The organism is Enterobacter sp. RHBSTW-01064, assembly GCF_014103035.1.
GTDB lineage: Bacteria > Pseudomonadota > Gammaproteobacteria > Enterobacterales > Enterobacteriaceae > Enterobacter > Enterobacter mori.
The window spans coordinates 29,345-52,677 of sequence record NZ_JABXOU010000007.1 but is presented as its reverse complement, the minus strand read 5'-3'; the positions used below and the strand labels follow the sequence as shown (position 1 = coordinate 52,677).

Sequence of the window (23,333 nt, the reverse complement as noted above, 5' to 3'; positions counted from 1 at the left end):
CCTACAAGCAAGGGAGCTTTTCTTTATGATGATTTTGAGCATTCTCGCAACCGTTGTACTGCTCGGTGTGCTGTTCTATCACCGCGTAAGTTTATTCCTGAGCAGCCTGATTCTTCTGGCCTGGACGGCTGCGCTTGGCGTCGCAGGCCTCTGGAATATCTGGCTTTTAGTCCCTCTTGCCATCATTCTTCTGCCGTTTAACCTGGCACCGATGCGTAAGTCGATGATCTCCGCGCCGGTGTTCAAAGGCTTCCGCAAAGTGATGCCGCCAATGTCACGCACTGAGAAAGAAGCGATTGATGCGGGCACCACCTGGTGGGAAGGCGATCTGTTCCAGGGCAATCCTGACTGGAAAAAGCTGCACAACTATCCGCAGCCGCGTCTGACCGCTGAAGAACAGGCCTTTATTGACGGCCCGGTGGAAGAAGCGTGCCGCATGGCAAACGACTTTGCCATCACCCATGAAATGGCCGATCTGCCGCCAGAGCTGTGGGCGTATCTGAAAGAACATCGCTTCTTCGCGATGATCATCAAGAAAGAGTACGGCGGTCTGGAGTTCTCCGCCTACGCTCAGGCTCGCGTCCTGCAAAAGCTGGCGGGCGTTTCCGGGATCCTGGCGATTACCGTTGGCGTGCCTAACTCCTTAGGCCCGGGCGAACTGCTTCAGCATTACGGTACCGAAGAGCAGAAAGATCACTACCTGCCGCGTCTGGCACGCGGTCAGGAAATCCCTTGCTTCGCGCTGACCAGCCCGGAAGCGGGCTCCGATGCAGGCGCGATCCCGGATACCGGCGTGGTCTGCATGGGCGAATGGCAGGGTGAACAGGTGCTTGGCATGCGCCTGACCTGGAACAAGCGTTATATCACCCTGGCGCCTATCGCCACCGTACTGGGTCTGGCCTTTAAGCTCTCTGACCCGGAAAAACTGCTGGGCGGCGATGAAGATCTGGGCATTACCTGTGCGCTGATCCCAACCTCTACCCCAGGTGTTGAAATTGGTCGTCGTCACTTCCCGCTGAACGTGCCGTTCCAGAACGGTCCAACCCGCGGCCAGGATATCTTCGTGCCGATTGACTACATCATCGGCGGTCCGAAAATGGCCGGTCAGGGCTGGCGTATGCTGGTGGAATGTCTGTCGGTGGGCCGCGGCATTACCCTGCCGTCGAACTCAACCGGCGGTCTGAAGTCGGTAGCGATGGGGATTGGTGCGTACGCCCACATCCGCCGTCAGTTCAAAATCTCCATCGGCAAGATGGAAGGTATCGAAGAGCCGCTGGCGCGTATCGCGGGCAATGCCTACGTGATGGATGCCGCTGCTTCTCTGATTACCTACGGCATTATGCTGGGCGAAAAACCGGCCGTGCTATCCGCGATTGTGAAGTACCACTGTACCCACCGCGCGCAGCAGTCGATCATTGACGCAATGGATATCGCAGGCGGTAAAGGCATTATGCTCGGCGAAGGCAACTTCCTGGCGCGCGGCTATCAGGGCGCACCGATTGCCATCACCGTGGAAGGGGCAAACATCCTGACCCGCAGCATGATGATCTTCGGTCAGGGCGCAATTCGCTGCCATCCGTACGTACTGGAAGAGATGGCCGCTGCGCAGAACAACGACGTGGATGCCTTCGATAAGCTGCTGTTCAAACATATCGGTCACGTGGGCAGCAACAAGGTGCGCAGCTTCTGGCTGGGCCTGACGCGCGGCCTCACTAGCGCGACGCCAACCGGCGATGCGACCAAACGTTACTACCAGCATCTGAACCGACTGAGTGCCAACCTGGCTCTGCTGTCTGACGTCTCCATGGCGGTGCTGGGCGGTAGCCTGAAGCGTCGCGAACGTATCTCCGCCCGTCTGGGCGATGTGCTGAGCCAGATCTTCCTGGCCTCTGCGGTCCTGAAACGCTACGACGACGAAGGCCGTCAGGAAGCGGATCTGCCGCTGGTGCACTGGGGCGTGCAGGATGCGATGTATCAGGCTGAACAGGCGATTGACGACCTGCTGGCGAACTTCCCGAACCGCTTCGTGGCGGGTGCCCTGCGTGCGGTGATCTTCCCAACCGGACGTCACCACCTGGCACCGTCCGACAAGCTGGACCACAAGGTAGCGAAGATCCTGCAGGTACCGAGCGCAACCCGCTCGCGTATCGGTCGTGGTCAGTATCTTGAGCCGACGCCGCATAACCCGGTGGGTCTGCTAGAAGAGGCGCTGCTGGACGTGATGGCCGCCGATCCGATTCACCAGAAGATCTGTAAACAGCTGGGCAAAAACCTGCCGTTTACCCGTCTGGACGAACTGGCAAAACAGGCGCTGGCCGGTGGCATTATCAATAAAGATGAAGCCGCTCTGCTGGTGAAAGCCGAAGAGAGCCGTCTGCGCAGTATTAACGTGGATGATTTCGAACCGGACGAGCTGGCGACGCAGCCGGTAAAGCTCCCGGAGAAGCACCGCAAACCTGAAGCAGCGTAACGCGTTTCGCTCTGACAAACCCCGCCCTGAGCGGGGTTTTTTATTGCCACATTTTCTCGTAATGACGTGCTACAGTGTCAAAAAGCGGTCTTTTGAGGAGTCTGTATCGTGCCTGGTTTGAAGATTTCGATTTTGCAGCAACCTTTAGTGTGGATGGATGGCCCCGCCAACCTGCGCCACTTTGATCGTCAACTGGAAGAGATTACCGGGCGTGATGTGATTGTCCTGCCGGAGATGTTCACTACAGGTTTTGCCATGGAAGCGGCGAAACAGTCGATGCCTCAGGACGAGGTGGTCGCCTGGATGCAGACCAAAGCGCAGGAGACCAACGCGCTCATTGCCGGTAGCGCCGCGCTACAAACCGAACGCGGACCGGTGAACCGCTTCCTGCTGGTGGAGCCGGAAGGGAAAGTGCATTTTTATGACAAACGCCACCTGTTCCGCATGGCGGATGAGCACCATCACTATGAAGCGGGTCACGAACGCGTAGTGTTCGAGTGGCGCGGCTGGCGTATTTTGCCGCTGGTCTGCTACGACCTGCGCTTCCCGGTGTGGTCGCGCAACCGCAACGATTACGATCTGGCGCTGTATGTCGCCAACTGGCCCGCGCCGCGCTCCCTGCACTGGCAGACGCTGCTGGCGGCACGCGCGATTGAGAACCAGGCGTACGTGGTGGGCTGTAACCGCGTGGGCACGGACGGCAACGGGCATCACTACCGCGGCGACAGCCGGGTGGTGAATCCACAGGGCGAGATTATTGCCACCGCCGAGCCGCACCAGGCGACGCGCATTGATGCGGAGCTGTCGTTGACGGCGTTGCAGGAGTACCGGGAGAAGTTTCCGGCATGGCAGGATGCGGATCCGTTCAGTATTGGGTGAAAAAAAGCCGGGTGGCGGCTACGCCTTACCCGGCCTACATAGAGCACAGCGTAGGCCCGGTCAGCGCAGCGCCACCGGGCGTTAATTAACTCACCAACGCCTGCCCGTCTTTGCGGCTTTCCGTCGCGGCCACGTAGTGCCCTTCCGGCAGGCGATAGATCACCTGCGCACCGCCAAAGTTATAATCCTGAAGCGGATCATCCACCACGATCTGATGCCCGCGTTCGCGCAGCGCGGCAATCGTATTGCGATCGAACGTTGATTCAACGATCACCTCCCTGCCCTGCACCACGCGCCAGCGCGGGGCGTCAATCGCCGCCTGCGGGTTTTGTCCGTGCAGCATAATGCGCAGCGCCATCTGCATGTGCCCCTGCGCCTGCATCGGGCCGCCCATCACGCCAAAGGACATCAGCGGCTGGCCGTTGCCGTCCATCGCAAAGCCCGGAATGATGGTGTGGAACGGACGCTTGCTGCCCGCCAGCGCGTTCGGGTGATGTGGATCCAGCACAAACCCGCAGCCCCGGTTTTGCAGGCTGATCCCGGTGTCCGGCACCACAATGCCTGATCCAAAGCCCATATAGTTGGACTGAATAAACGAGACCATCATCCCGCTGGCGTCGGCGGTGCTGATGTAGACCGTGCCGCTCTGCGTCGGGGAGCCGTAGACAAAATCAGAGGCCTTATCGTGATCGATAAGCGCCGCGCGCGACTTCAGATAAGGGTCGCTCAGCAGCTCTTTTGCCGCGAACGCCATGTGTTCTTCATCCGCCACGTAGCGGTCGAGATCCGCCAGCGCCAGCTTCATCGCCTCGATGGAGAGATGAAGAGACTGCACGGAATCCGGGTGATGCTTCTCAATGCCGCACTGCTCCAGAATGCCGAGCGCAATCAGCGTGGCGATCCCCTGGCCGTTTGGCGGCAGCTCCTGCACCGAACCGCCCGCGAAGTCGCGCGACAGCAGCTCAACCCAGTCCACGCGGTGGTTTGCCAGATCCTCAGCCGTCAGGTGCGCGCCGTGCTCTTTAGCAAAGGCGGCAATTTTCTGCGCCAGCTCGCCGCGGTAAAAGGCGTCGCCGTTGGTTTTCGCAATCAGCTCCAGCGAATTCGCCTGCGCCGGGTTACGGAAGATTTCCCCCACGCGCGGGGCGCGGCCTTCCGGCGCGAAGCAGGCGCTGAAGCCCGGCTGATCCTTCAGCTTGTTATAGCCGCGCTGCCAGAGATGGCCAATCAGCGGGGAGACCGGGAAGCCGTTGCGCGCATAGTCAATTGCGGGCTGCGCCAGCGTGGTCAGCGGCAGCGTGCCGAAGCGTTCCGCCAGCGCGACCCAGCCGGATACCGCCCCCGGCACGGTCACCGCGTCCCAGCCGATTTCCGGCACTGCGGTTTTACCGGCAAACAGATCCGCATGCCAGCTCGCAGGCGAACGACCGGACGCGTTCAGACCGTGCAGCTTTTCACCGTCCCAGACGATGGCAAAGGCGTCGCTGCCGATCCCGTTGCCGGTCGGCTCAACCACCGTCAGCGCCATCGCGGTGGCAATGGCCGCATCTACAGCATTCCCGCCCAGCTGCAGCATCTTCATACCTGCCTGTGCCGCCAGCGGCTGCGATGTCGCAACCGCGTTATGGCCCAGCATCGGCGGGCGTCGTGAAGCGTAACCGGACGTAAAATCAAGCGCTTTGGTCATCATGACTCCTTAGTCGTGGCGCGGATCGAGCGCATCGCGCAGCCCGTCGCCGAGTAAATTAAAGCCCTGCACGGCAAGGAAAATCGCCACGCCGGGGAACACGGACATCCACGGCGCCTGCTCAAGAAACCCTTTCGCGGTATTGAGCATGGACCCCCAGGACGGATTGGGCGGCTGCTGTCCCAGCCCTAAAAACGACAGGCTGGCTTCGGCGATAATCGCCGAGGCAATCGCCAGCGTGGCCTGCACCAGGATCGGTGACATCACGTTTGGCAGGACGTATTTAATGATGATCCAGCGATCCGGCAGGCCAATCGCCCGCGCGCCGTCGATGTACTCTTCGTTGCGAATGGCGATCACCTGGCCGCGCGTCAGGCGGGCGAAGATCGGCATCGCCGAAAGACCGATGGCGATCATCGCGTTGGTCAGGCTCGGGCCCAAAAATGCCCCCAGCGCGATCGCCATGATCAGGAACGGACAGGCCAGCAGCGCCTCGATAAAGCGCGAGATCACCCCGTCCCACATCTTCTGGAAGTAGCCCGCCACCAGCCCCAGCGGCACGCCGATAACCACCGCAATCACCACCGACATACAGCCCGCCATCAGCGAGGTGCGCGCCCCCCAGATAATGCGGGATAAAATGTCGCGCCCCAGCTCGTCGGTGCCGAACCAGTACATCGCCGACGGCGCTTTGCGCACCGCCAGAAAGTTGGCTTTAACCGGGTCGAACGGGGCAATCCACGGTGCCAGCAGCGCCACCAGCACAAAGAACCCCACGACCACCGCGCCAATCACCGCGCTTTTATTGCCGAGGAATTTCTTCAGCACCCGGTTCTGCGCGCGCGGCAGCGCGGGGGCAACGGTTTGCGTTGTCAGTTCCGCCATGGTTAACCTCGCATTTTCGGGTTGATAAGGACGTAGAGCACGTCGGCCAGCAGGTTGAGCATGAGGAAGCCAATCGCCACGATCAGCACCACGCCCTGCACCACCGCGTAGTCACGGTTAAATACCGAGTCGACGATCATCTTGCCGAAGCCCGGAATGGTGAAGACCTGCTCGGTCAGCACCGCGCCGCCCAGCAGCTCGCCGAACAGCAGCGTGGTGAGGGTGATCACCGGCACCAGCGCGTTGCGGAACGCGTGCTTTAGGATCACCGCCTTCGGCAGCAGCCCTTTCGCCCGCGCGGTGCGGATGTAGTCCGCCTTCAGTACCGCAATCATCGAGGCACGGGTGTGGCGCATCAGCGTTGCCGCGAGCCCCGTTCCGAGCACGGATGCGGGCAGCAGCAGCGTGCGCAGGTTCTGGAGCGGATCTTCACTGAACGGCACGTAGCCGGAGGCAGGCAGCCACTGCAGGTTCACCGAAAAGACCAGAATCAGCAGGATCCCCAGCCAGAAGTGCGGGATCGAGATCCCCGAGATCGCCACGAAGTTCGCCCCGTGATCGACCCAGCTGTTTTTGTTCACCGCCGCGAGGATCCCCATGCTGATGCCAAACACCAGCGCGATAATCATCGCCAGCAGCGACAGCTCCAGCGTAACCGGCAGCTTGCTGGCGATCAGCTGCGTCACCGGTTCGTGCGTGCGTAAGGAGACGCCCAGATCGCCCTGCAGCGCCCGCGTCAGCCAGTGAAAATACTGCACGGGGATCGGCGCATCGAGGTTCAGCTCCGCGCGCAGCTGGGCGATGACGGCCGGATCGCGCTCCTCCCCGGCCATGGCGATCAGCGGGTCGCCGGGCAGCAGCTTTTGCAGCCCGAACACCATCATGCTCACCAGCAATAGCGTCGGGACGGCCAGCAGCAGACGTTTGCAAATCAGTTCCAGCATGGGTTCTCCTCAGGACGTTTATTTCGCCAGCGTCAAACCGGCCAGACGCACGATGCCGTCCGGGTACGGCTTAAAGCCCTGCACGCTTTTGTTCAGGCCAAAAATGCGCGGCTCAAAGTAGAGGTAGGCAATCGGCATATCGGTCTGGAGCTGCTTCACCACCTTGTCGTACAGCGGCTGGCGTGCGGTCTGGTCGGTGCTCTGGCGCGCCTGGGTCAGCCATTCATCAACCTGCGCGTTGCTGTAGCGGCCGTCGTTAAGCGTGCCTTTGCTATTGATAAAGCCGTAGATGCTGCCGTCCGGATCCGGGCGTCCCGACCAGCCGGAGAAGCTCAGCTGATAGTCACCGCTCTGCTGGCGATCCAGCAGCGTGGCAAATTCGGTCATTTGCAGGTTCAGGGTGAAACCGGCTTCGGCGACCATCGCCTGCAATACCTGACCCACCTGCTGCGAGGTTGGGTTGTTTGGCACCAGCAGGTTGACGGTCAGCGGTGCGGTGATGCCTGCCGCTTTCAGCAGCGCTTTGGCTTTGTCGACGTCACGCGGCGGGACCGGCAGGTTAACGTGATACGGGCTGACCGGTGAAAACGCCTGGTTGGCCGGGGTGTAGAGCCCCTCAAAGACCACCTGGTTTAACGCATCGCGGTCGATGGCCTGAGAAAACGCCTCGCGCACGCGAGCGTCCTTAAACGGATCGTTCGCCGGTACCTTGCCGTTGTTGATATTGAAGGTGATGCCCTGATAGCCCAGACCGGTCACCTTCGCCAGCACCAGCTTGCTGTCGGCTTCGACGGTTTTAACGTCGCTGGCGGCGATGCCTTCGGTCAGATCAAGATCGCCCGCACGGAGGTTCGCGAGGCGCACGGAGGCATCCGGGATCGGCAGATAGATAATTTTGTCGAAGTGGTAAGCACCTTTGTTCCAGTAGTTGTCGAAACGGGTCAGAACGATGCGGTCCTGGGACACGCGGCTGTCGAACTTGTACGGGCCGGAACAAACCGGATGGGCGGCAAAGTCAGGCTTTTTCGCCGCCTCGGGGGCCATCATCGCGCCCGCGCGGTCGGTGAGCTGCATCAGCAGCGCGGCATCCGGCGTTTTCAGGTGCAGCGCAATCTGCATCGGGCCGGTGACCTCTACCGACTCCACCGACGAGATCTCGCTTTTACGCAGGGAGCCTTTCAGGGTCAGGGCGCGGTCGAGGTTGTATTTTGCGGCGGCGGCATCGAATTTCTCACCGTCGTGGAAGGTGACCCCGTCTCGCAGATTGAGCGTCAGGGTTTTACCGTCCTCGCTCCACGCCCAGTCTTTAGCCAGACCGGGGACAACCTTCAGGTTTTCATCCACGTCCACCAGCCTGTCGCAGAGAGAGGCAAAGACGAAGCGGCCATAGTAGGTGCGCGCCAGATGCGGGTCGAGCATGTCCGGGTCAGCGCCCAGACCGATTCGCAGCACGCTTTCAGAATGGGCGGGCAGCGCCGCGCCAAGCAACATAACACTTCCCAGTACGGTCAAAAGAGAATTACGCATTGTCATTATCATGAGTTCCTTGAAGGAAGGGACGAGTGAGTGGCCGCGTGTTCAAACAGCGCGCGGCGGCGCAGAAAAGCGGCGGATGGCGGAGCAATCTGGATAACGCTGCGATCGCGGTTAATTTCCTGCCAGCGGTGGCAGGCAACCTGACGGCCCCCGTCGAGCACCTGATTAATCGGCTCGACCTGGCGACATTCATCGGTAACGTACGGGCAGCGGGTGTGGAAACGGCAGCCGGACGGCGGACTGGCCGGGTTGGGCAGATCCCCCTGCAGCAGCGGCGCATCGCGCTCAACGCCCGGCTGCATCTGCGGTGCAGACGCAATCAGCGCCTGGGTATAGGGGTGCAGCGGTGCGTCAAAAATCTCATCGACGGTGGCAAGCTCAACGATTTGCCCAAGGTACATGACCGCCACGCGGTCGCTCATATGGCGGATCACCGCCAGACCGTGGGCGACAATCACCATCGTCAGCCCCAGCTGGTGCTTCAGGCTTTCCAGCAGGTTGACCACCTGCGCCTGAACGGAGACGTCCAGCGCGGATACCGGCTCGTCACCCAGCAGCAGCTTCGGCCCCGAGGCCAGCGCGCGCGCGATGCCGATACGCTGGCGCTGACCGCCGGAAAACTCGTGCGGGTAACGCCCGGCCCAGGCGGCAGGCAGACCAACAGTTTTAAGCAGTTCGGCGACGCGATACTGGCGGTCCGCTTTTTTCATGTTCTGATGCAGCCACAGCGGCTCACCGACAATCTGCTCCACCGTCATGCGCGGGTTCAGCGAGGCGAAGGGATCCTGAAAGATAATCTGCAGCTCGCGCCGGAGCTGGTTAAGACGGGCACCGGAGGCGTCGGTGATCTCCTCCCCCTGATAAAACACGCGCCCTTCGCTGGCGGCCAGCAGGCGCAGCAGCAGACGTCCGAGGGTAGATTTCCCGGAGCCGGACTCGCCGACAATCGCCAGCGTTTCGCCCGGCATCACCGAAAGTGAGACGCGATCGACCGCCGTGACAAAGCGTGCCGGGGCAAAGAGCTTTTTCGGACCGGGGAAGCGTTTACTCAGGTCGCGGGCTTCAAGAATGGGGATGGTCATGCGATTTCTCCCAGGGCAATGTGCTGTTCGAGCGGCACGCGGAAGCAGGCAACCTGATGGCCCGCGCCGAGCGTAGTAAGCTGCGGTTTTTCAGCGTGGCAGCGCGTCTGAGCAAACGGGCAGCGCGTTGCGAAACGGCAGCCTTCAGGCATGGATTCCGGCAGCGGTACCGCGCCGGGAATGGTGGAGAGTTGCCCTTTACGCGCCCCAAGAGAAGGAATCGAGCCCATCAGGCCGATGGTGTACGGGTGCTGCGGGTCGGCGAATATCGCCTCGACGCTGCCCTGCTCCACCACCTGCCCGGCATACATCACCGCGACCTGCTGGGCGACTTCCGCCACCACGCCTAAATCGTGGGTGATCATCAGCACCGCCGTGCCGGTTTCCGCTTTCAGGGTGTTGAGCAAGGCGAGGATTTGCGCCTGAATGGTGACGTCGAGCGCGGTGGTGGGCTCATCAGCAATCAGCAGTTTAGGGTGGTTAATCAGCGCCATCGCAATCATCACCCGCTGGCGCATACCGCCGGAGAGCTGATGCGGATAGGCTCTGAGGCGCATCTCTGCCGCCGGGATCTGCACCTTCTCGAGGATCTGCAGCGCGACCTTCATCGCCTCGGCGCGCGAAACGTTCTGGTGGCGTATGACCGCTTCGCTGAGCTGATCGCCCAGCGTAAACGCCGGATTGAGCGAGGTCATGGGCTCCTGGAAAATCATCGCCAGCTCGCTGCCGCGCAGATCGGCATATTCCCGCGGCGAGAGCTTGCGCAGGTCATGACGACGAAACTGCATCTCACCGCTGACAATCTGCGCGCTGGCGGGCAGTAACCCCATCAGCGCTAATGAGGTGATACTTTTTCCGCAGCCGGACTCCCCCACCAGCGCCAGCGTTTCGCCCGCTTTGACCGTCAGGGAAATGCCGTCAAGCACGCTCACCGGCGAGCCGGAAAACCTGACGTTGAGATTATTCAGCCGCAATACGGGCGTGGCGTCCTTAAAGGGTAGGGTCGTCATAGCGTGAAATCGTCCTCAAGGTGGATCGCCTGAATCAGCGCGGCCTGCAGGCTGAGCAGGTGCTCGCGCATCGCGGCGGCGGCTTCATTAGGCTGACGATGGATAATCGCGGACATGATCTTGTGATGGTGGTCGTTGTAGCTGTCGACACGTTCAGGCGTGCGGGCAAGTTCACGCAGATGCTGCCAGCCGGGTTCCCGGCGGACGGCATCAATCGCATCAAAAAGCCCGAGCATCAGGCGGTTGCCTGCGGCTTCGGCAATGGCGCGATGAAAGGCGCTATCCCACAGTTCGTTGAGATCGCGGTCATCCGGGCTGACCTTATCAATGCGTTCCAGCATGCGCTGCATGAGCGCGAGGTTTTCCCTGGTGGCACGCAGTGCCGCAAGCCGGGCTAAGCCGGGTTCAAGCTGTAGACGAGCTTCCATCACTTCCAGCAGGTTAGTCTGCTGAACCAATCCCTGAAGGGCCAGCGGTTCAACAGGAGCTGCCGGGCCAATAAAGGTCCCTTTCCCCTGCTTTCGCCAGATACGCCCCTCTTCTTCCAGCACGTCCAGCGCACGACGGACTTCACGTCGCCCTACGCCGAGAGTATCCGACAGCTCACGTTCCGTGGGCAGCGGAATGCCTGGTGTTGACTCATGCTGGTTGATTAACCCGCGCAGCTGCTCAAGCGCGGTGCTGGAATTGGCCAGAAACCGTGACGTTTTTTCCATATTGGTTCGCTCGCTTTCATCATGACTTTATTTTTATTAACGATAAGTTATTGATATGACGCGCTACTTATCGTGCTAATGATTAAGCAATAAACGAACCAATTCGCCATTGGTTCAAATACAAATGACAGGGGTAAAATTAAGGTGATGATTTTTAATATATTATTTTAATCGATTCGGTCGGGCACAGACACACGCCAACACGCATACATGCCAGGGAATGCACAAAAATAGTGCAACATATGCACCAAAAACGATCAATTGTTAATTTTATGCACCTAAATTGTTTTTATTGTGTTAACCAACGGTTATGTCATATGCGCAACTTTGCCCCCTAAGGGCGAGCGTTCTCATTATTGATATCTTCACCCTCTTCTTTATTGATATCTTCACCCTCTTCTTTCGCCGATCCCGGTCATTAAAATACGCTTGTCATTATTCTATTTTTTTATTTTTGCCAACAGACCATTTCAGATATTTAAAATATCAACTCTGATTACTTTAGTTAATAAAGTCCAGGGACGTAACGGTCGATATTTCCGATATCTCAACATACATTCCACGACGTAAAGAGCGCATCATAAAAAATCAACAAAACGACAACAACCACAACGCTAAATAAACATTTCACATGTCACATTTCCATTTAAGAAAACACATAACTAACTGTTTTTAATGGATTTAAATCTTAATAAGAGTACCAGAGTGACAATTCATATTATTTAATTAAGAATTTTACCTGGTGGTCTGTATGATTATTCCTAAAGAACGAAAGCAATTTCGCTAAACATCTTCTCATTATTAATGTATCGATTCAGTGCGTGTGAGGTAAAATATGTACAGTGCGACTAACAACCCAATCTATTTATCTTCCACTGATAGACTGCCCGTCTGTCATACGCCATCTATGCATTGCTATGGTTGTGATAAAAAATGTCATTTTGACAATTCCGCACTGCATGAAATTAAAGAGTGCTCGGGTCTTGAGTATTACATCTGGCCTGACAATAATAGTTTTCTTGTTGAAGGCATTCGTCATTATTTCACTGACGTAAATGATAAATACATTACTCAGCCTGTGGTGATTATTGATTTTAGCCATAAAAACATCAATTACTTCCTGTCAGACAACTGGCTGGATCAGTTCAAGAACATGAGACTGATTCTTGTCACCGATAAGAAGATGACCGCCATTGCCCATTACTGGTTTTACAACGACACGTCCGACACGACGATAAGTTCGGTGATCTTTTACGACGACACGGCCGAGGAGGTGGCAACAAAACTGCAGAAAACCTTCCTCGCGAAAACGATTAAGCCCGCAGGCAGCAGGCCAAAACTGAGCCAGAATGAATACAGTCTGTTTGCGTTTCTTTTCAACGGATGGACGCCCAAGAAAATCGCATACCGAAACGGAACCAGTGTCAAGAACACCTATGCGATGAAAAACAGAATCGAACGCAAGCTGGGTGTGTCAATTACGCGACTCGCAAGCTGACGTATACTGAAAAAAACGGCTGGCATGGCATCATGCAGTAAAATACTCGCTGTCGAAAATTCCTGGTACGACCGCGAGTAATCTTACTGCTACCCGTTTTCATCCGTAATGCAATTTTAAGATGAATGTTGATATATTATATCAAATTTAATATTTATAATATGGACGCACTGCGTTTAACTTAATGGATAGAGTGATTATTAATAATATTGAACACCACAACAACGCAATGCGCTGCTATGGATGCGTGAATAAATGCGTCTATACATCTGTACAAACAAAAAAGAATGTAGAGTGTACCGGTGTAGAATTTTACATTTGGCCAGAGAATAACTCATTCCTGATTGAGGGACTGCTGCAATATTTTAGCAATATTAATTCAAAAGTGATTTCACAGCCTATTGTGGTTATTGACTTTAACTATAAAAACATAAATTACTTCTTAACAAACAACTGGTTAAGTCAGTTTAAAAACTCCAGATTGATTTTAATCACGGATAAAAAAATGGCCGCTATCGCGCACTACTGGTTTTACAACGACACGAGCGAAACGGTCATCAGCGCGGTCATTTTTCATGATGATGTGACAGAAGATATCAAAACCAAGATTAATCAATCCTTTATGGGCAAGATCACACGCCCCTCGGAGAAAAAGGCAAAGTTAAGTACAAATGAATACGCGCTTTTTGCTGAATTGTATAAGGGACAACTGCCAAAAAAAATCGCCATGAAAAATGCGACTAACGTAAAAAATATCTACGCCATGAAAATACGTATAGAGAATAAACTTGGCGTTCCCATATCAAGACTTGCCAGTTGAATAGTAATACGCAGGAAGCAGACATTTACCTGCCGAGATGTAAATTATTCCTAAGCGAGTGGTTACTTATCCTTATTGTGTGCCTGATGCTTAACTCATACACTAAGATATTGCCAGCGCTTGTATTTTCAGCATAAACAATCCGCTACCACTCATCGTATTCATGGATGTTTCTGGTCGTTTTTTAAATCGCACATTCTTTACTTTTTTAATTCTAAGTGAGGAACGTCACTACAGGTCTGGATTCGATAATGAGCACGCATCTTTCCACCGTTGAAATTAATTCAGAGCACGACTTCAATAATATTGAAGATCCCCGAAAAGATTCCCTTCTGTGGGGTGTTGAATGGCTTTGTACACATCATGCTAAGTTTGCCAGCAAAGAAGTCCTCTATGCTGGCCTGCCAAAAAGCGACAAGCTTGAGCCAGAAATGGCATTGCGCATGCTTGACCAGATGGGAATATCTGCCGGTTGGGTAAAGCGCGATCTGAGCACCCTCTCCTCGTGGCTATTTCCTTTACTGATAGCACGTAAAGACGGGACCTATTGCATTCTTACCGCGCGTAACGGAAAGCGCGGAGAACATACTTATAAGATTGTGGTACCGGAAAACGAAGGAACCGTTGTCGTGACGGAGGCGGAGTTAAACGACGTCTACGGCGGTTATGCCCTCGTCACGACGCGCAAGCCGACGCTGGACGAGCGTGCAGACGATCAGCTGTTGCCGCAGGCTCAGGCGGAAGGGCATTGGCTCTATTCGACGCTATGGCGCTACCGCCACTACTTCTACAGCGCGGCGCTGGCCGCTCTGCTGGCGAACATTCTCACGCTGGCAGGCACCTTCTTTACCATGAACGTCTATGACCGCGTCATTCCCACGCAGGCCTACGTAACGCTGTGGTCGCTGGCGATTGGCGTGGTGATTGCCATTGTATTTGAATTTTGTAGCCGACAAATTCGAGCCTACCTGATCGACATCGCCGGGAAAAAAGCGGACCTGATACTCGGGGCAAAACTGTTCCGTCAGGTGATGTCGATGCGAATGGAATACAAGCCACAGTCCTCGGGCACCTTTGCCAACCAGCTGCGTGATTTTGAGGCCGTGCGCGACTTTATTACCTCAGCAACGCTGGCAACGTTGTCCGACCTGCCGTTTTGCGCCCTCTTCATGTTCGTCATCTACCTGATTGGCGGCCCGCTGGCGATCGTGCCGTTAGTCGCGATGCCGCTGATTTTGATTGTCAGCATCATCATCCAGTGGCCGCTGGGCCGCTACATGGAAGAGAACGTCCGCGAAATCTCACTGAAGCAGGGTCTGCTGATTGAGAGCATTGAAGGGCTGGAAGCGCTGAAAGCGGCACAGGGCGAAGGGGTGATGCAAAAACGCTGGGATGATTTCAGCGCTCTGGCAGCCGCGTCGTCGATGAAAACGCGTTATCTCTCGATGCTGACGACCAACTTTGTCTCTTTCGTGCAGCAAATCACGACGGTCTGCATCGTCGTTCTTGGCGTGTATCTCATTCACGCTGGCGAGCTGTCGATGGGGGCGATGATTGGGGTGGTGATCCTTTCCAGCCGCTCGCTTGCGCCGCTGGCGTCGGTTGTCGGATTAGCGCTGCGCTATCAGCATGCCAAAACCGCGCTGAAATCGCTGAACCAGCTGATGGAAACACCGACCGACCGCGATGCCTTGCTCAATTATCTGCCGACGCCGAATTTCACCGGCAGCATGCGCCTCAACAAGGTGGGCTTTACCTATCCGGTGCCGGGCATGATGGTTGCGCCGCGCATCCTCGACAACATCAACATCAATGTTGAAGCCGGTGAGCAAATCGCCGTGCTGGGCAAAATCGGCAGCGGGAAATCGACGCTGTTGCGCGTGATGGCCCGCCTGTATCAACAAAGCAGCGGCCAGATGTTCATTGACGGCGTAGATGCCACCCAGATTGACCCGGCGGACTGGCGAGCCGCGGTGGGCTATGTCGGCCAGGATTGCCGTCTCTTTTTCGGCACGCTGCGCTACAACATCATCATTGGCAACCCCGGCGTAAGCACGGAGGAGTTCCTGCGCGTCGTGCGTCTGACCGGGCTGGATCACGTGGCCGCCAGACACCCGCTGGGTTTTGACATGCCAATTGGCGAAATGGGCAACTGCCTTTCCGGTGGACAAAAACAGCTTGTCGCCCTGGCCCGCTGCCTGCTGCTGCGCCCAAAGGTCCTGCTGATGGATGAACCCACCAGCTCAATGGATGCCATGACCGAAACGCTGTTCCTGCGTCGGCTCAAAGAGGCGACGCAAGGGCAAACGCTGATCATTGTGACCCATCGCATGTCGGTACTGAGCCTGGTTGAGCGTCTGATTGTGCTGGAAGACGGGCATGTCGTGAAAGACGGGCCAAAAGATCAGGTGATGGCCAGCCTGAATGAGAATGTGATGAAGAAAAAACAAGCGATGCATTCGGTTGAAGAGAAGCAACAGAAACAAGGTGTAAATGGATGATGAACGAGGACGAAGTTAATCATAACGCCTCAAAGGGAGAGGCCGACTCCGGGACGGATGCATCCTCCACGGCGTTGAGAAAGGTAGACGGCAACGGCGGGAAAACGCAGCTGGCAGTGCAAAAACCGCAGGCCACAGGAAAGGTCAAAGCAGACGATTTGAAATTCATGCATGACCTGCAGGGCGCGCTGATCGCACAGAAAACCCCGTTCAGCATGATCATGCTCTACACCATCGCCCTGGTGGTGGTGGTGTCGCTGGTGTGGGCGCATTTCGCCCGGGTTGAGGAGATCACCCGTGGCGATGGCAAAGTGATCCCGGCCAGCCGCGAGCAGCTCATTCAGAGCCTGGAGGGGGGGATTCTTGAGGAGCTGAACGTTCAGGAGGGGGATATCGTCGAGAAAGGGCAAATTCTGCTGAAAATTGACCCGACCCGCGCCGGGGCCAGCTACGGTGAATCCCTCTCTAAAGTGCAGGGGCTTAAGGGCAGCATTGCCCGCCTTCGCGCGGAAGCTTACGACACGCCGTTGTCCTTCCCGCCCGACATCGCCGGGATTGAGTCCATCGTGCGTGATGAAACCCAGGCCTATAACGCGCGCCTCAAAACCCTGAACGAGAGCGTTCAGGCCTTACAGCGCAGCCTGTCCCTGGCGCAAAACGAGGTCAGCCTGTCAGAGCCGCTGGCCCGTAAAGGGCTGATGTCAGATGTGGAGATCCTGCGCCTGAAGCGTCAGGCCAACGAGTTCAGCCTGCAGATCGCAGAGCGGACCAACCGCTTCCGCTCCGACGCCAACAGCGAGCTTAACCGGCTGGAATCTGAACTGGCGCAGGCGGAAGAGATCCTGCGCGGGCGTCAGGATGTGATGAACCGAACCACGGTGGTTGCGCCGGTACGCGGCACCGTCAACAACATTCGCGTGACCACGCGCGGCGGCGTTATTCAGCAAGGGGCGGAAATCATGACCATCATCCCGCTCGAAGATAACCTGCTGGTCGAAGCCAAAATCAAACCGTCCGATGTGGCCTTTATCCATCCGGGGCTGCCCGCCACGGTAAAAATTACCGCCTACGACTACGCCATTTACGGCGGGTTAACCGGCGTCGTCGAGCACCTGAGTTCCGACACCCTGATTGATGAGGAAAAAGCGCGTCAGGGACGTGGCGATTCGACCTATTACCGGGTCTTCGTCCGCACCAATCGGGCGGCACTGCAGGTTAAAGACAAGGAGTTCCCAATCATACCAGGCATGGTGGCGAACGTTGAAATCAGAACCGGGGAGAAGACCATTTTGTCTTACATCCTCAAACCGATACTGAAAGCGCGCGAAGCATTCAGAGAGAGATAATTTTATGGTTAAGGCACGTAAAGAGCGTCGTTGGGCCAGGGTAGCCACCGCGGTTGCACTCTGTTTGCCCTGCTCTTCTTTTGTCATTCCGCTCCACGCGGCTGACGTGGCGCAGGTTAAAAAAGACCTGTCCTCGCTGCCGCCGATGCGCACACAGTCACAGTTAACCCGCGCCGCGCAGACGCCAGCGCAGCCTGCGGTACGCGCGAGCACGCCGGGGACGGTTCAACGGACTTCGCTGCCCTCGATGCGCACGCAGTCGCAGTACGCCAGTACGCATAAAACCGTACCTACGCAAACGTACCCCGCATCGCGACCGGCAAGCTACGCCGCGACGCAGCAAACTGTGGCACCTGAGCCGACGCTCGAGAACAGTACGAGTAACAAAGCGGCACTGAAAACGAATTACGATTTCTTCCCGCCCGTTAAAGAATACTATAAGCCCGAACCGGCCTACGCGAACGTTCGCCAACAGGGCGCATCGGCAAGCCCCCGCGCCACCAGCGGCATGTCGCACGGCTATTTCAACGGTGCCAGCACCAATGATTCGCGGGAATTCCTGCGCAGCATGGTGGCAAGAGCGCTGGCGTACAGCCCTGAGCTGCGTGCGGCCTCCTCTGAGGTTCTGGCCTCGGACTACATGGTGGATCAGGTCAAAGGCCAGCGTATGCCGCAGGTGCGGCTGGGCGTAACGTCGCCGCTGACAACCGTGGGGGGAGACCGCCAGTCGTCCAACAATACGCATATCAGCGACTCCAGCGGGACGGTATCCGTCAACACCCCCGTGATCGACTGGGGACGAATCAGCCATCAGGTCGATAACTCGCTGGAAACGGCAAAAGCGGCCCGCTATTCCAAAGAGTATTCTCGCGAGCAGCTGGCCTATAACACCGTGTCCGAGCTAATGAACATGAGTCGGTACCAGCAAAGTAAACAGGTGGCGAAGAACTATGTTGGCCGCATGAAAGAGCTGGTCAACATGCTGTCGCAAATCACCCAGGCGGACCGCGGCAGAGAAAGCGAACTGGTGCAGGCGAAAGCGAAACTGATGTCCGCTCAGGCGAGTCTCGACAACATCGAGCATCAACTGAGCGCCAGTAAAATCAAGCTTGTGCGCCTGCTTGGCGCAGAGCCTGTGCTGCCAGAGAATTTGAGCTGGCAGGATACGATTATCCCGGCATCCGTCGCCATCGGCTCGCTGGACAAGAACCCGATGATGCTTAACCTGCAGTCCAAAGTCCGCGCGGCGGAATCGGAAGCAGAAAGCATTAAATCGGCTGCGCTGCCGCAGGTAAACTGGGTGGTCTCCAAGAGCACCGCCAAGGACGGTAACGGTAATGAAGCGGGCTGGTATACCGGCCTTAACGTGGAGTGGGAGGCGTTTAGCGGCGGCTCTCAGCGCGCCGCTCAGATGACGGCCCGCGCAAAAGCCAACGTGGCGCAGCAGCAATATGAAGTGAGCTACCGCGATCTGGAGTATCAGATTAACTATCAGGTGCAGGTACGCGACTCGTCATTCCTGCGTGCAGATGATTACGAGCGTCTCTCAGGCGAAACTGACCGCGTGCGCCAGATGTTCTACCAGCAGTGGTATCACCTGGGTAAACGCACGTTGCTGGATGTGCTGACCGCTGAAAACGACCACTTTAACAACCAGCTTTCCGCCATTAATAATCGTTATGACGGGTACATTTCCAACGTGAACGTCATTGCCAGCGCCGCGATGATGCTCACCTGGATGCGGATAGCCTGAGCCGTATCGACCTGATAAAAAAAGCCAGACCCTCATTGCTGAGGGTCTGGCTTTTTTATTGCCCTTCGCGTCTTACCAGAGGGCGTTTTCTTTATCGATCTCCGCCCAGCGCAAATACATGTCGCTCGACATCATGAAATCGTTATGCCATTTCCACCAGGCGTGGAGGGTGTAATAGGCCAGACAAGGCAGGTAGCTCAGCAGGAAATACACCTCAAACCACACCTTCCACCCCAGCAGCGTGAGTAGCAATCCCACCACGGCCGACCAGACAAACTCCACACCCACCAGCATCACCAGCCTCAGCCACAAAGGTTTTTCGGACAGGCTGCGCCAGGGGATCGTCGGGGAGAAAAACAGGTCGATCTCGTTAAGGAAAAGATGCCCCAGGAAGATATACCGCTTCGTGAACCGTAAAAACAGCAGATTAATGGCCAGCACCACCGCGCAGAGCACCAGCATGGTAATGATGGACTCGAGGGTGAAGTAACGGCCATAGCGATCGAACTGTTCACTGTTCCGTAAGGGGCTAATCGTCAGCAGGTTCATGACGACGGACATGACGACAGCAATGGCGACATAATGGGACAGACGTTTATATTTCCCTTTGTCCCGCGCCGAGGCGATGACCTGTCGGATGTAGATCGAACGCATCGCCGCAAACATTCCCCAGACGATGAGCGGCGCGACGATGGTCAGCGTCAGCAGCACGATCCCAGGCTGAGCCAGGGTGAGCATCAGCGCAATAATGCCTGCGAAAACCAGCGTGGCGATCGCGAGCACCATCACCGGTTCGACAATCATCGCATTCACCGGCTTATTCTCTTTCTGCAGAAACACAGATAAATCGACATTTTTGACCACGCACTTATAGGCCCAGAACGCCTTGAGATCGGCAATGAAGCTATACAGGATCAGCGCAAAAATACCGCTCGCCAGCCAGGCATCCTGCCGGGTAAAGGAAAATCCGGCGTTTTTCCAGTAAAAACCCATCAGGATCAAGGTCACGATAGAGATAAAAAGAAGGTTCCTTTTATCCTGAAAGCGAATGAACGTTAAATAATCTGGAATCATATTTCGACCATTACATCTCTAATGCTTTTCTGCAGTGCAGGACGCGTTCGGCATTAAAACCGGCAAAATCATTCAGCATTTGACCGAGATAAGGTTTGTTACTCATCTCCAGGAACAGCGGACGCTCTGAATGGTTGATAAATCTGGCGACAGAATCGTTCCATTTCACCGTGTGGGTCAGGTGCAACGACAGATTTTCTTTGATGTTTTCCGGCACGATTTCCATCCTGCCCGTCACGTTCATCAGCACATCATACGCGGGTGAGGTGAAAGGTTGTCCGGCGAGGAAATCCCGCATCAGCTGGACGCCCTCTTCCATTAAACGCGTGTGCCAGGCACCGCTGACGCCGAGTTTGATCGGCTCATAGCCCTCATCCGCCAGCACCTGGGCGAAGTCGCTCAGTGCCGCCGGTGTCCCGCCGATAACCTGCTGGCGCGGCGTGTTGTCACAGCTGATATCCAGCGCAATCCCGGAACGGGTGATGATGTCGCTCAGGGTGGCAAAATCCGCCCCTTTCAGCGCGATCATTGCCCCTTTCTGCTTTTTGCTCACCGCATCCATGGTGCTGGCACGGAAATGCAGGGTGCGGAATAAGGTCTCCAGAGAGACTGCCCCCGCCGCATAGAGCGCACTGTATTCCCCGACGCTGTGGCCGCAGGCCCCCGTCACCCGCAGGTTGGGGAAACGCTCACGGCAAAGGCTATAGAGCGATACGTTGATCGCCGTGACGGCCAGCTGCTGTACCGTGGTCTGGATCAATCTGTTCATCGGCCCCTTGAGGCAGAGTCGGCGAAGATCGAGGCCAGAAATATCGCTGGCGCAATCCCAGATCTGTTTCGTCGTCGAATTCAGATCCCACAGATCGCTGCCCATCCCGATTACCGGGTTCCCTTGCCCGGAAAACAGCAGCACGACAGGCTGCGATGCATTATCAAGCGTCATAGTCATTTCCTTATAAATAATACTTAAAGCCAACGTAACCACCGGCGACATCACCGAAGAATGCAAACTCAGAATTTGCGCTACCCAGTGCGGAATAGACGCCGGTATACGCTTCCAGCTGGTCATCAATAAACGTCAGCGGTGCGCTGAGGTGTAGCCCTGCCATGGTGCTTTTATCCATCAGGTTAAGGATGAAATAGGGCTGTGCGGTAATCTGATGCGTGAACTGCACGCTGGACCAGGCGTTGAGATAATGTTTTCCCTGCAGCATGCCTTTGTTCCCGGTATTGCTTATCTCGGAGGCCATCAGGTATTTATAGGAATCATATGCCCTGTCGAGCGGTGCATAGCCTGTGCCGGTGTTCAAAAAGGTCATCAGATCGCGCTGCTTGCGCCATTCTGATCGTGAATAGCCTTCGCTCTGGTAATAGTATTCCAGGCCGAAAACGTTGAAGGTATCAGAGGTATATTGCCCGCCCACGGCCAGCTCAACGCCCTGTTTCTCTTTTGTTTCATACAGCGAGGTGGGGAACTGATACCGCTCCAGCTCAGCGCTTTTCTCTTCAGACAGATGACGCCAGCGCTGCTCCGCATGCCACGCCACGTCGGCATTGAGCGTGAGCTGAGGGGTATAGTTGTAACTGTCTGAAAGCGCGAGCGACAGCGAGTCGCCCATCAGGACGCGCATCCCCGGCGTATGGTCACGGAAGACATGGGAGTTATAGCTCAGCAGCCAGGATTCACTGCTGTTGCCACGCTGATTCGCAGACCAGTTCCCGGAAGTCAGATAGTATTCATCCACCGTCGCCAGCTTCGGGATCATCGTCAGCGAAAGCGACTCGTCCCGGCTATCCATCGTCAGCGTTGCAGCCCAGGAGGAGGACTGATAAGCCGAGCGGAGCTGAGGATCGTAAAGCCGCGTCGGTTTTGCACCGTCGTAATAATGCGGCGTGAGATCCGAAGGCGAGCGCAGGAAGAAGAGCCCCGGCCTGGACGGAAGCTTCCCGACCTCAAGCTGCAGGCTGTCCGACAGGGTGTAGACCAGCTTAAGGCGCTCAATTAACAGACGTGAACGGCGGTCATCTTCTTCAAACGCACCGAGCTTACGTGGGGAATACCAGGTTAGCCCATAGAGGGATAAATCCAGGTCCAGCGTATCCTCAACCAGCGAACAGCGGCTTGCGACATTCACCCCGGCATCGTTGTAGATATTGTGTCGGGTGTACGGGTTTCGGCCATTGATTCGCCACTCCGAAATCTGTTTTTTAACGACAGACACCTGCTCATACAGCGTGACAGACGTGTTCTTTGCAACGTCACTGCCGGACAGACAATCCGCGAATACGCTGACGGGCAGCGCGGCGAGCATCAGGGTTAAGCCTGTTAACGTGCGCTTCATTTCGCGCCTCGCTGAATAGACTCTCGGGTGAACGCCGATTCAGGTAACGATTCATAACGCACATCGCTGTAGGTCATGACGGAATAACTCTTGCCGTGGCGCGCCTCTTTCACCACAATTTTCATCGGGCGCATTTTGCCTAATACCATCTGGAAATCCTGATACAGCACTTCTTTAATTAACTTATTGTCCAGAGAGAAATAGGCTGCTTTATAAGGACGGTTATCCCCCTCTTTTTCAACGTAATAGTCCACCTTCGGCCAGGTCACTTCAGCCGATTTACGCACCAGCTCCAGCTTATAGCACTGCGTTTCGCCGCAAGGCTCTTCACCCTTCAGCGTGGCGTCGTAGGCATATTCAAAGTTGGTGACAATGACGTCGCCATTGGAAATTTGCCCAATCAGACGCTGCTGGCGAGAGACGGGAACAGGACGGCGGAGTTCTGGCGTGTAGAACCATAAATCGTACCAGTCAGAGAGCAGCACCTTTCCCTTGTCGCGCGGCGGATAAATAAAGCGCGCCAGGGAGCGGGCATCCGCTTTCATCTCACCTTCTGGCTTCATAAAGCGCATGGAAATATCCAGCACCTGTTTATTGTCGGGCTGCGTGGCGCCCGTTTTAAATTCATGGATGGTGAGGGTGTAGCGAAAGGGTTTATTTGGCGAACGGACTTCATCCGCACGACGAATAATATCCACCGCCTTGTCATCGGCAGAGGCGGAGTACGCCCCTGCCGAAAACAGACAGGCACCCAAAAGGAGTGAGGCCATAACACTGCGTTTCATATCGC

General features: G+C 56.2%; 18 protein-coding genes. 7 read left to right on the top strand and 11 right to left on the bottom strand.

Annotated features, from left to right (window positions below):
• Positions 1-25 precede the first annotated feature (25 nt).
• Both fadE and HV355_RS19130 read left to right on the top strand, forming a co-directional pair.
• A complete protein-coding gene (fadE, locus tag HV355_RS19135; RefSeq protein WP_100167170.1) occupies positions 26-2,470 on the top strand; it encodes an acyl-CoA dehydrogenase FadE in 2,445 nt (814 codons plus the stop codon).
• A 108-nt stretch (positions 2,471-2,578) separates the two neighbouring features.
• Positions 2,579-3,349, top strand: coding sequence for an amidohydrolase (locus HV355_RS19130; protein ID WP_182403055.1), 771 nt, complete (start codon positions 2,579-2,581; stop codon positions 3,347-3,349).
• A gap of 85 nt (positions 3,350-3,434) precedes the next feature.
• Here HV355_RS19130 and HV355_RS19125 read toward each other — a convergent pair whose 3' ends face one another.
• From HV355_RS19125 to HV355_RS19095, 7 genes are read right to left on the bottom strand one after another with little or no spacing between them, the layout of a single operon-like run.
• Positions 3,435-5,036 (bottom strand): gamma-glutamyltransferase family protein, encoded by a 1,602-nt coding sequence (locus HV355_RS19125; protein ID WP_182403176.1) that lies wholly within the window; start codon positions 5,034-5,036, stop codon positions 3,435-3,437.
• Positions 5,037-5,045: 9 nt separating this feature from the next.
• Complete coding sequence (locus HV355_RS19120; protein WP_063431376.1) at positions 5,046-5,921, bottom strand: ABC transporter permease; 876 nt, start codon at positions 5,919-5,921, stop codon at positions 5,046-5,048.
• A 2-nt stretch (positions 5,922-5,923) separates the two neighbouring features.
• Positions 5,924-6,865 carry an ABC transporter permease gene (locus tag HV355_RS19115; protein WP_008500268.1) on the bottom strand — a complete coding sequence of 314 codons (942 nt, stop codon included), beginning with the start codon at positions 6,863-6,865 and terminating at the stop codon, positions 5,924-5,926.
• Positions 6,866-6,883: 18 nt separating this feature from the next.
• Entirely contained in the window at positions 6,884-8,398 is a 1,515-nt protein-coding gene (locus HV355_RS19110) for an ABC transporter substrate-binding protein (RefSeq protein WP_174340777.1), read from the bottom strand.
• A 2-nt stretch (positions 8,399-8,400) separates the two neighbouring features.
• The gene (locus HV355_RS19105; RefSeq protein WP_108415649.1) at positions 8,401-9,483 is read right to left on the bottom strand and encodes an oligopeptide/dipeptide ABC transporter ATP-binding protein; all 1,083 of its coding nucleotides are present in this window, start codon (positions 9,481-9,483) and stop codon (positions 8,401-8,403) included.
• On the bottom strand, positions 9,480-10,493 hold the full coding sequence (locus HV355_RS19100; RefSeq protein WP_120159498.1) for an ABC transporter ATP-binding protein: 1,014 nt from the start codon (positions 10,491-10,493) through the stop codon (positions 9,480-9,482). Before HV355_RS19100 ends, HV355_RS19105 begins: the two co-directional genes overlap by 4 nt.
• Positions 10,490-11,209 (bottom strand): FCD domain-containing protein, encoded by a 720-nt coding sequence (locus HV355_RS19095; protein ID WP_182403053.1) that lies wholly within the window; start codon positions 11,207-11,209, stop codon positions 10,490-10,492. Before HV355_RS19095 ends, HV355_RS19100 begins: the two co-directional genes overlap by 4 nt.
• Positions 11,210-12,044: 835 nt before the next feature.
• On the opposite strand from HV355_RS19095, the gene HV355_RS19090 reads away from it, so the two are divergent.
• From HV355_RS19090 to HV355_RS19070, 5 genes are all read left to right on the top strand, one after another.
• Positions 12,045-12,707, top strand: a complete 663-nt coding sequence (locus HV355_RS19090; protein ID WP_249420879.1) for a hypothetical protein — start codon at positions 12,045-12,047, stop codon at positions 12,705-12,707.
• A gap of 184 nt (positions 12,708-12,891) precedes the next feature.
• The gene (locus HV355_RS19085; protein ID WP_228864651.1) at positions 12,892-13,527 is read left to right on the top strand and encodes a hypothetical protein; all 636 of its coding nucleotides are present in this window, start codon (positions 12,892-12,894) and stop codon (positions 13,525-13,527) included.
• A gap of 251 nt (positions 13,528-13,778) precedes the next feature.
• Entirely contained in the window at positions 13,779-16,028 is a 2,250-nt protein-coding gene (locus HV355_RS19080; RefSeq protein ID WP_148400251.1) for a type I secretion system permease/ATPase, read from the top strand.
• Positions 16,025-17,374 carry an HlyD family type I secretion periplasmic adaptor subunit gene (locus HV355_RS19075; protein ID WP_120159496.1) on the top strand — a complete coding sequence of 450 codons (1,350 nt, stop codon included), beginning with the start codon at positions 16,025-16,027 and terminating at the stop codon, positions 17,372-17,374. Before HV355_RS19080 ends, HV355_RS19075 begins: the two co-directional genes overlap by 4 nt.
• A gap of 4 nt (positions 17,375-17,378) precedes the next feature.
• Positions 17,379-19,127 (top strand): TolC family protein, encoded by a 1,749-nt coding sequence (locus HV355_RS19070; protein WP_089598140.1) that lies wholly within the window; start codon positions 17,379-17,381, stop codon positions 19,125-19,127.
• 72 nt (positions 19,128-19,199) lie between these two features.
• Here HV355_RS19070 and HV355_RS19065 read toward each other — a convergent pair whose 3' ends face one another.
• The 4 genes from HV355_RS19065 to HV355_RS19050 are packed head-to-tail and all read right to left on the bottom strand — an operon-like array spanning position 19,200 to position 23,313.
• Positions 19,200-20,201, bottom strand: a complete 1,002-nt coding sequence (locus tag HV355_RS19065; RefSeq protein WP_126816701.1) for a hypothetical protein — start codon at positions 20,199-20,201, stop codon at positions 19,200-19,202.
• 10 nt (positions 20,202-20,211) lie between these two features.
• Positions 20,212-21,144, bottom strand: a complete 933-nt coding sequence (locus HV355_RS19060; RefSeq protein WP_010427862.1) for an ACP S-malonyltransferase — start codon at positions 21,142-21,144, stop codon at positions 20,212-20,214.
• Between the two features lie 10 nt (positions 21,145-21,154).
• Complete coding sequence (locus tag HV355_RS19055) at positions 21,155-22,543, bottom strand: hypothetical protein (protein ID WP_182403051.1); 1,389 nt, start codon at positions 22,541-22,543, stop codon at positions 21,155-21,157.
• Positions 22,540-23,313, bottom strand: a complete 774-nt coding sequence (locus tag HV355_RS19050) for an outer membrane lipoprotein-sorting protein (protein ID WP_172701396.1) — start codon at positions 23,311-23,313, stop codon at positions 22,540-22,542. Before HV355_RS19050 ends, HV355_RS19055 begins: the two co-directional genes overlap by 4 nt.
• Positions 23,314-23,333 lie beyond the last annotated feature (20 nt).

Bases quoted from the DNA above. Each gene is read 5' to 3' on its own strand.
- fadE (WP_100167170.1), top strand. From the start codon at position 26: ATGATGATTTTGAGCATTCTCGCAACCGTTGTACTGCTCGGTGTGCTG.
- HV355_RS19125 (WP_182403176.1), bottom strand. From the start codon at position 5,036: ATGACCAAAGCGCTTGATTTTACGTCCGGTTACGCTTCACGACGCCCG.
- HV355_RS19120 (WP_063431376.1), bottom strand. From the start codon at position 5,921: ATGGCGGAACTGACAACGCAAACCGTTGCCCCCGCGCTGCCGCGCGCG.
- HV355_RS19115 (WP_008500268.1), bottom strand. From the start codon at position 6,865: ATGCTGGAACTGATTTGCAAACGTCTGCTGCTGGCCGTCCCGACGCTA.
- HV355_RS19110 (WP_174340777.1), bottom strand. From the start codon at position 8,398: ATGACAATGCGTAATTCTCTTTTGACCGTACTGGGAAGTGTTATGTTG.
- HV355_RS19105 (WP_108415649.1), bottom strand. From the start codon at position 9,483: ATGACCATCCCCATTCTTGAAGCCCGCGACCTGAGTAAACGCTTCCCC.
- HV355_RS19100 (WP_120159498.1), bottom strand. From the start codon at position 10,493: ATGACGACCCTACCCTTTAAGGACGCCACGCCCGTATTGCGGCTGAAT.
- HV355_RS19095 (WP_182403053.1), bottom strand. From the start codon at position 11,209: ATGGAAAAAACGTCACGGTTTCTGGCCAATTCCAGCACCGCGCTTGAG.
- HV355_RS19090 (WP_249420879.1), top strand. From the start codon at position 12,045: ATGTACAGTGCGACTAACAACCCAATCTATTTATCTTCCACTGATAGA.
- HV355_RS19085 (WP_228864651.1), top strand. From the start codon at position 12,892: ATGGATAGAGTGATTATTAATAATATTGAACACCACAACAACGCAATG.
- HV355_RS19080 (WP_148400251.1), top strand. From the start codon at position 13,779: ATGAGCACGCATCTTTCCACCGTTGAAATTAATTCAGAGCACGACTTC.
- HV355_RS19075 (WP_120159496.1), top strand. From the start codon at position 16,025: ATGATGAACGAGGACGAAGTTAATCATAACGCCTCAAAGGGAGAGGCC.
- HV355_RS19070 (WP_089598140.1), top strand. From the start codon at position 17,379: ATGGTTAAGGCACGTAAAGAGCGTCGTTGGGCCAGGGTAGCCACCGCG.
- HV355_RS19065 (WP_126816701.1), bottom strand. From the start codon at position 20,201: ATGATTCCAGATTATTTAACGTTCATTCGCTTTCAGGATAAAAGGAAC.
- HV355_RS19060 (WP_010427862.1), bottom strand. From the start codon at position 21,144: ATGACGCTTGATAATGCATCGCAGCCTGTCGTGCTGCTGTTTTCCGGG.
- HV355_RS19055 (WP_182403051.1), bottom strand. From the start codon at position 22,543: ATGAAGCGCACGTTAACAGGCTTAACCCTGATGCTCGCCGCGCTGCCC.
- HV355_RS19050 (WP_172701396.1), bottom strand. From the start codon at position 23,313: ATGGCCTCACTCCTTTTGGGTGCCTGTCTGTTTTCGGCAGGGGCGTAC.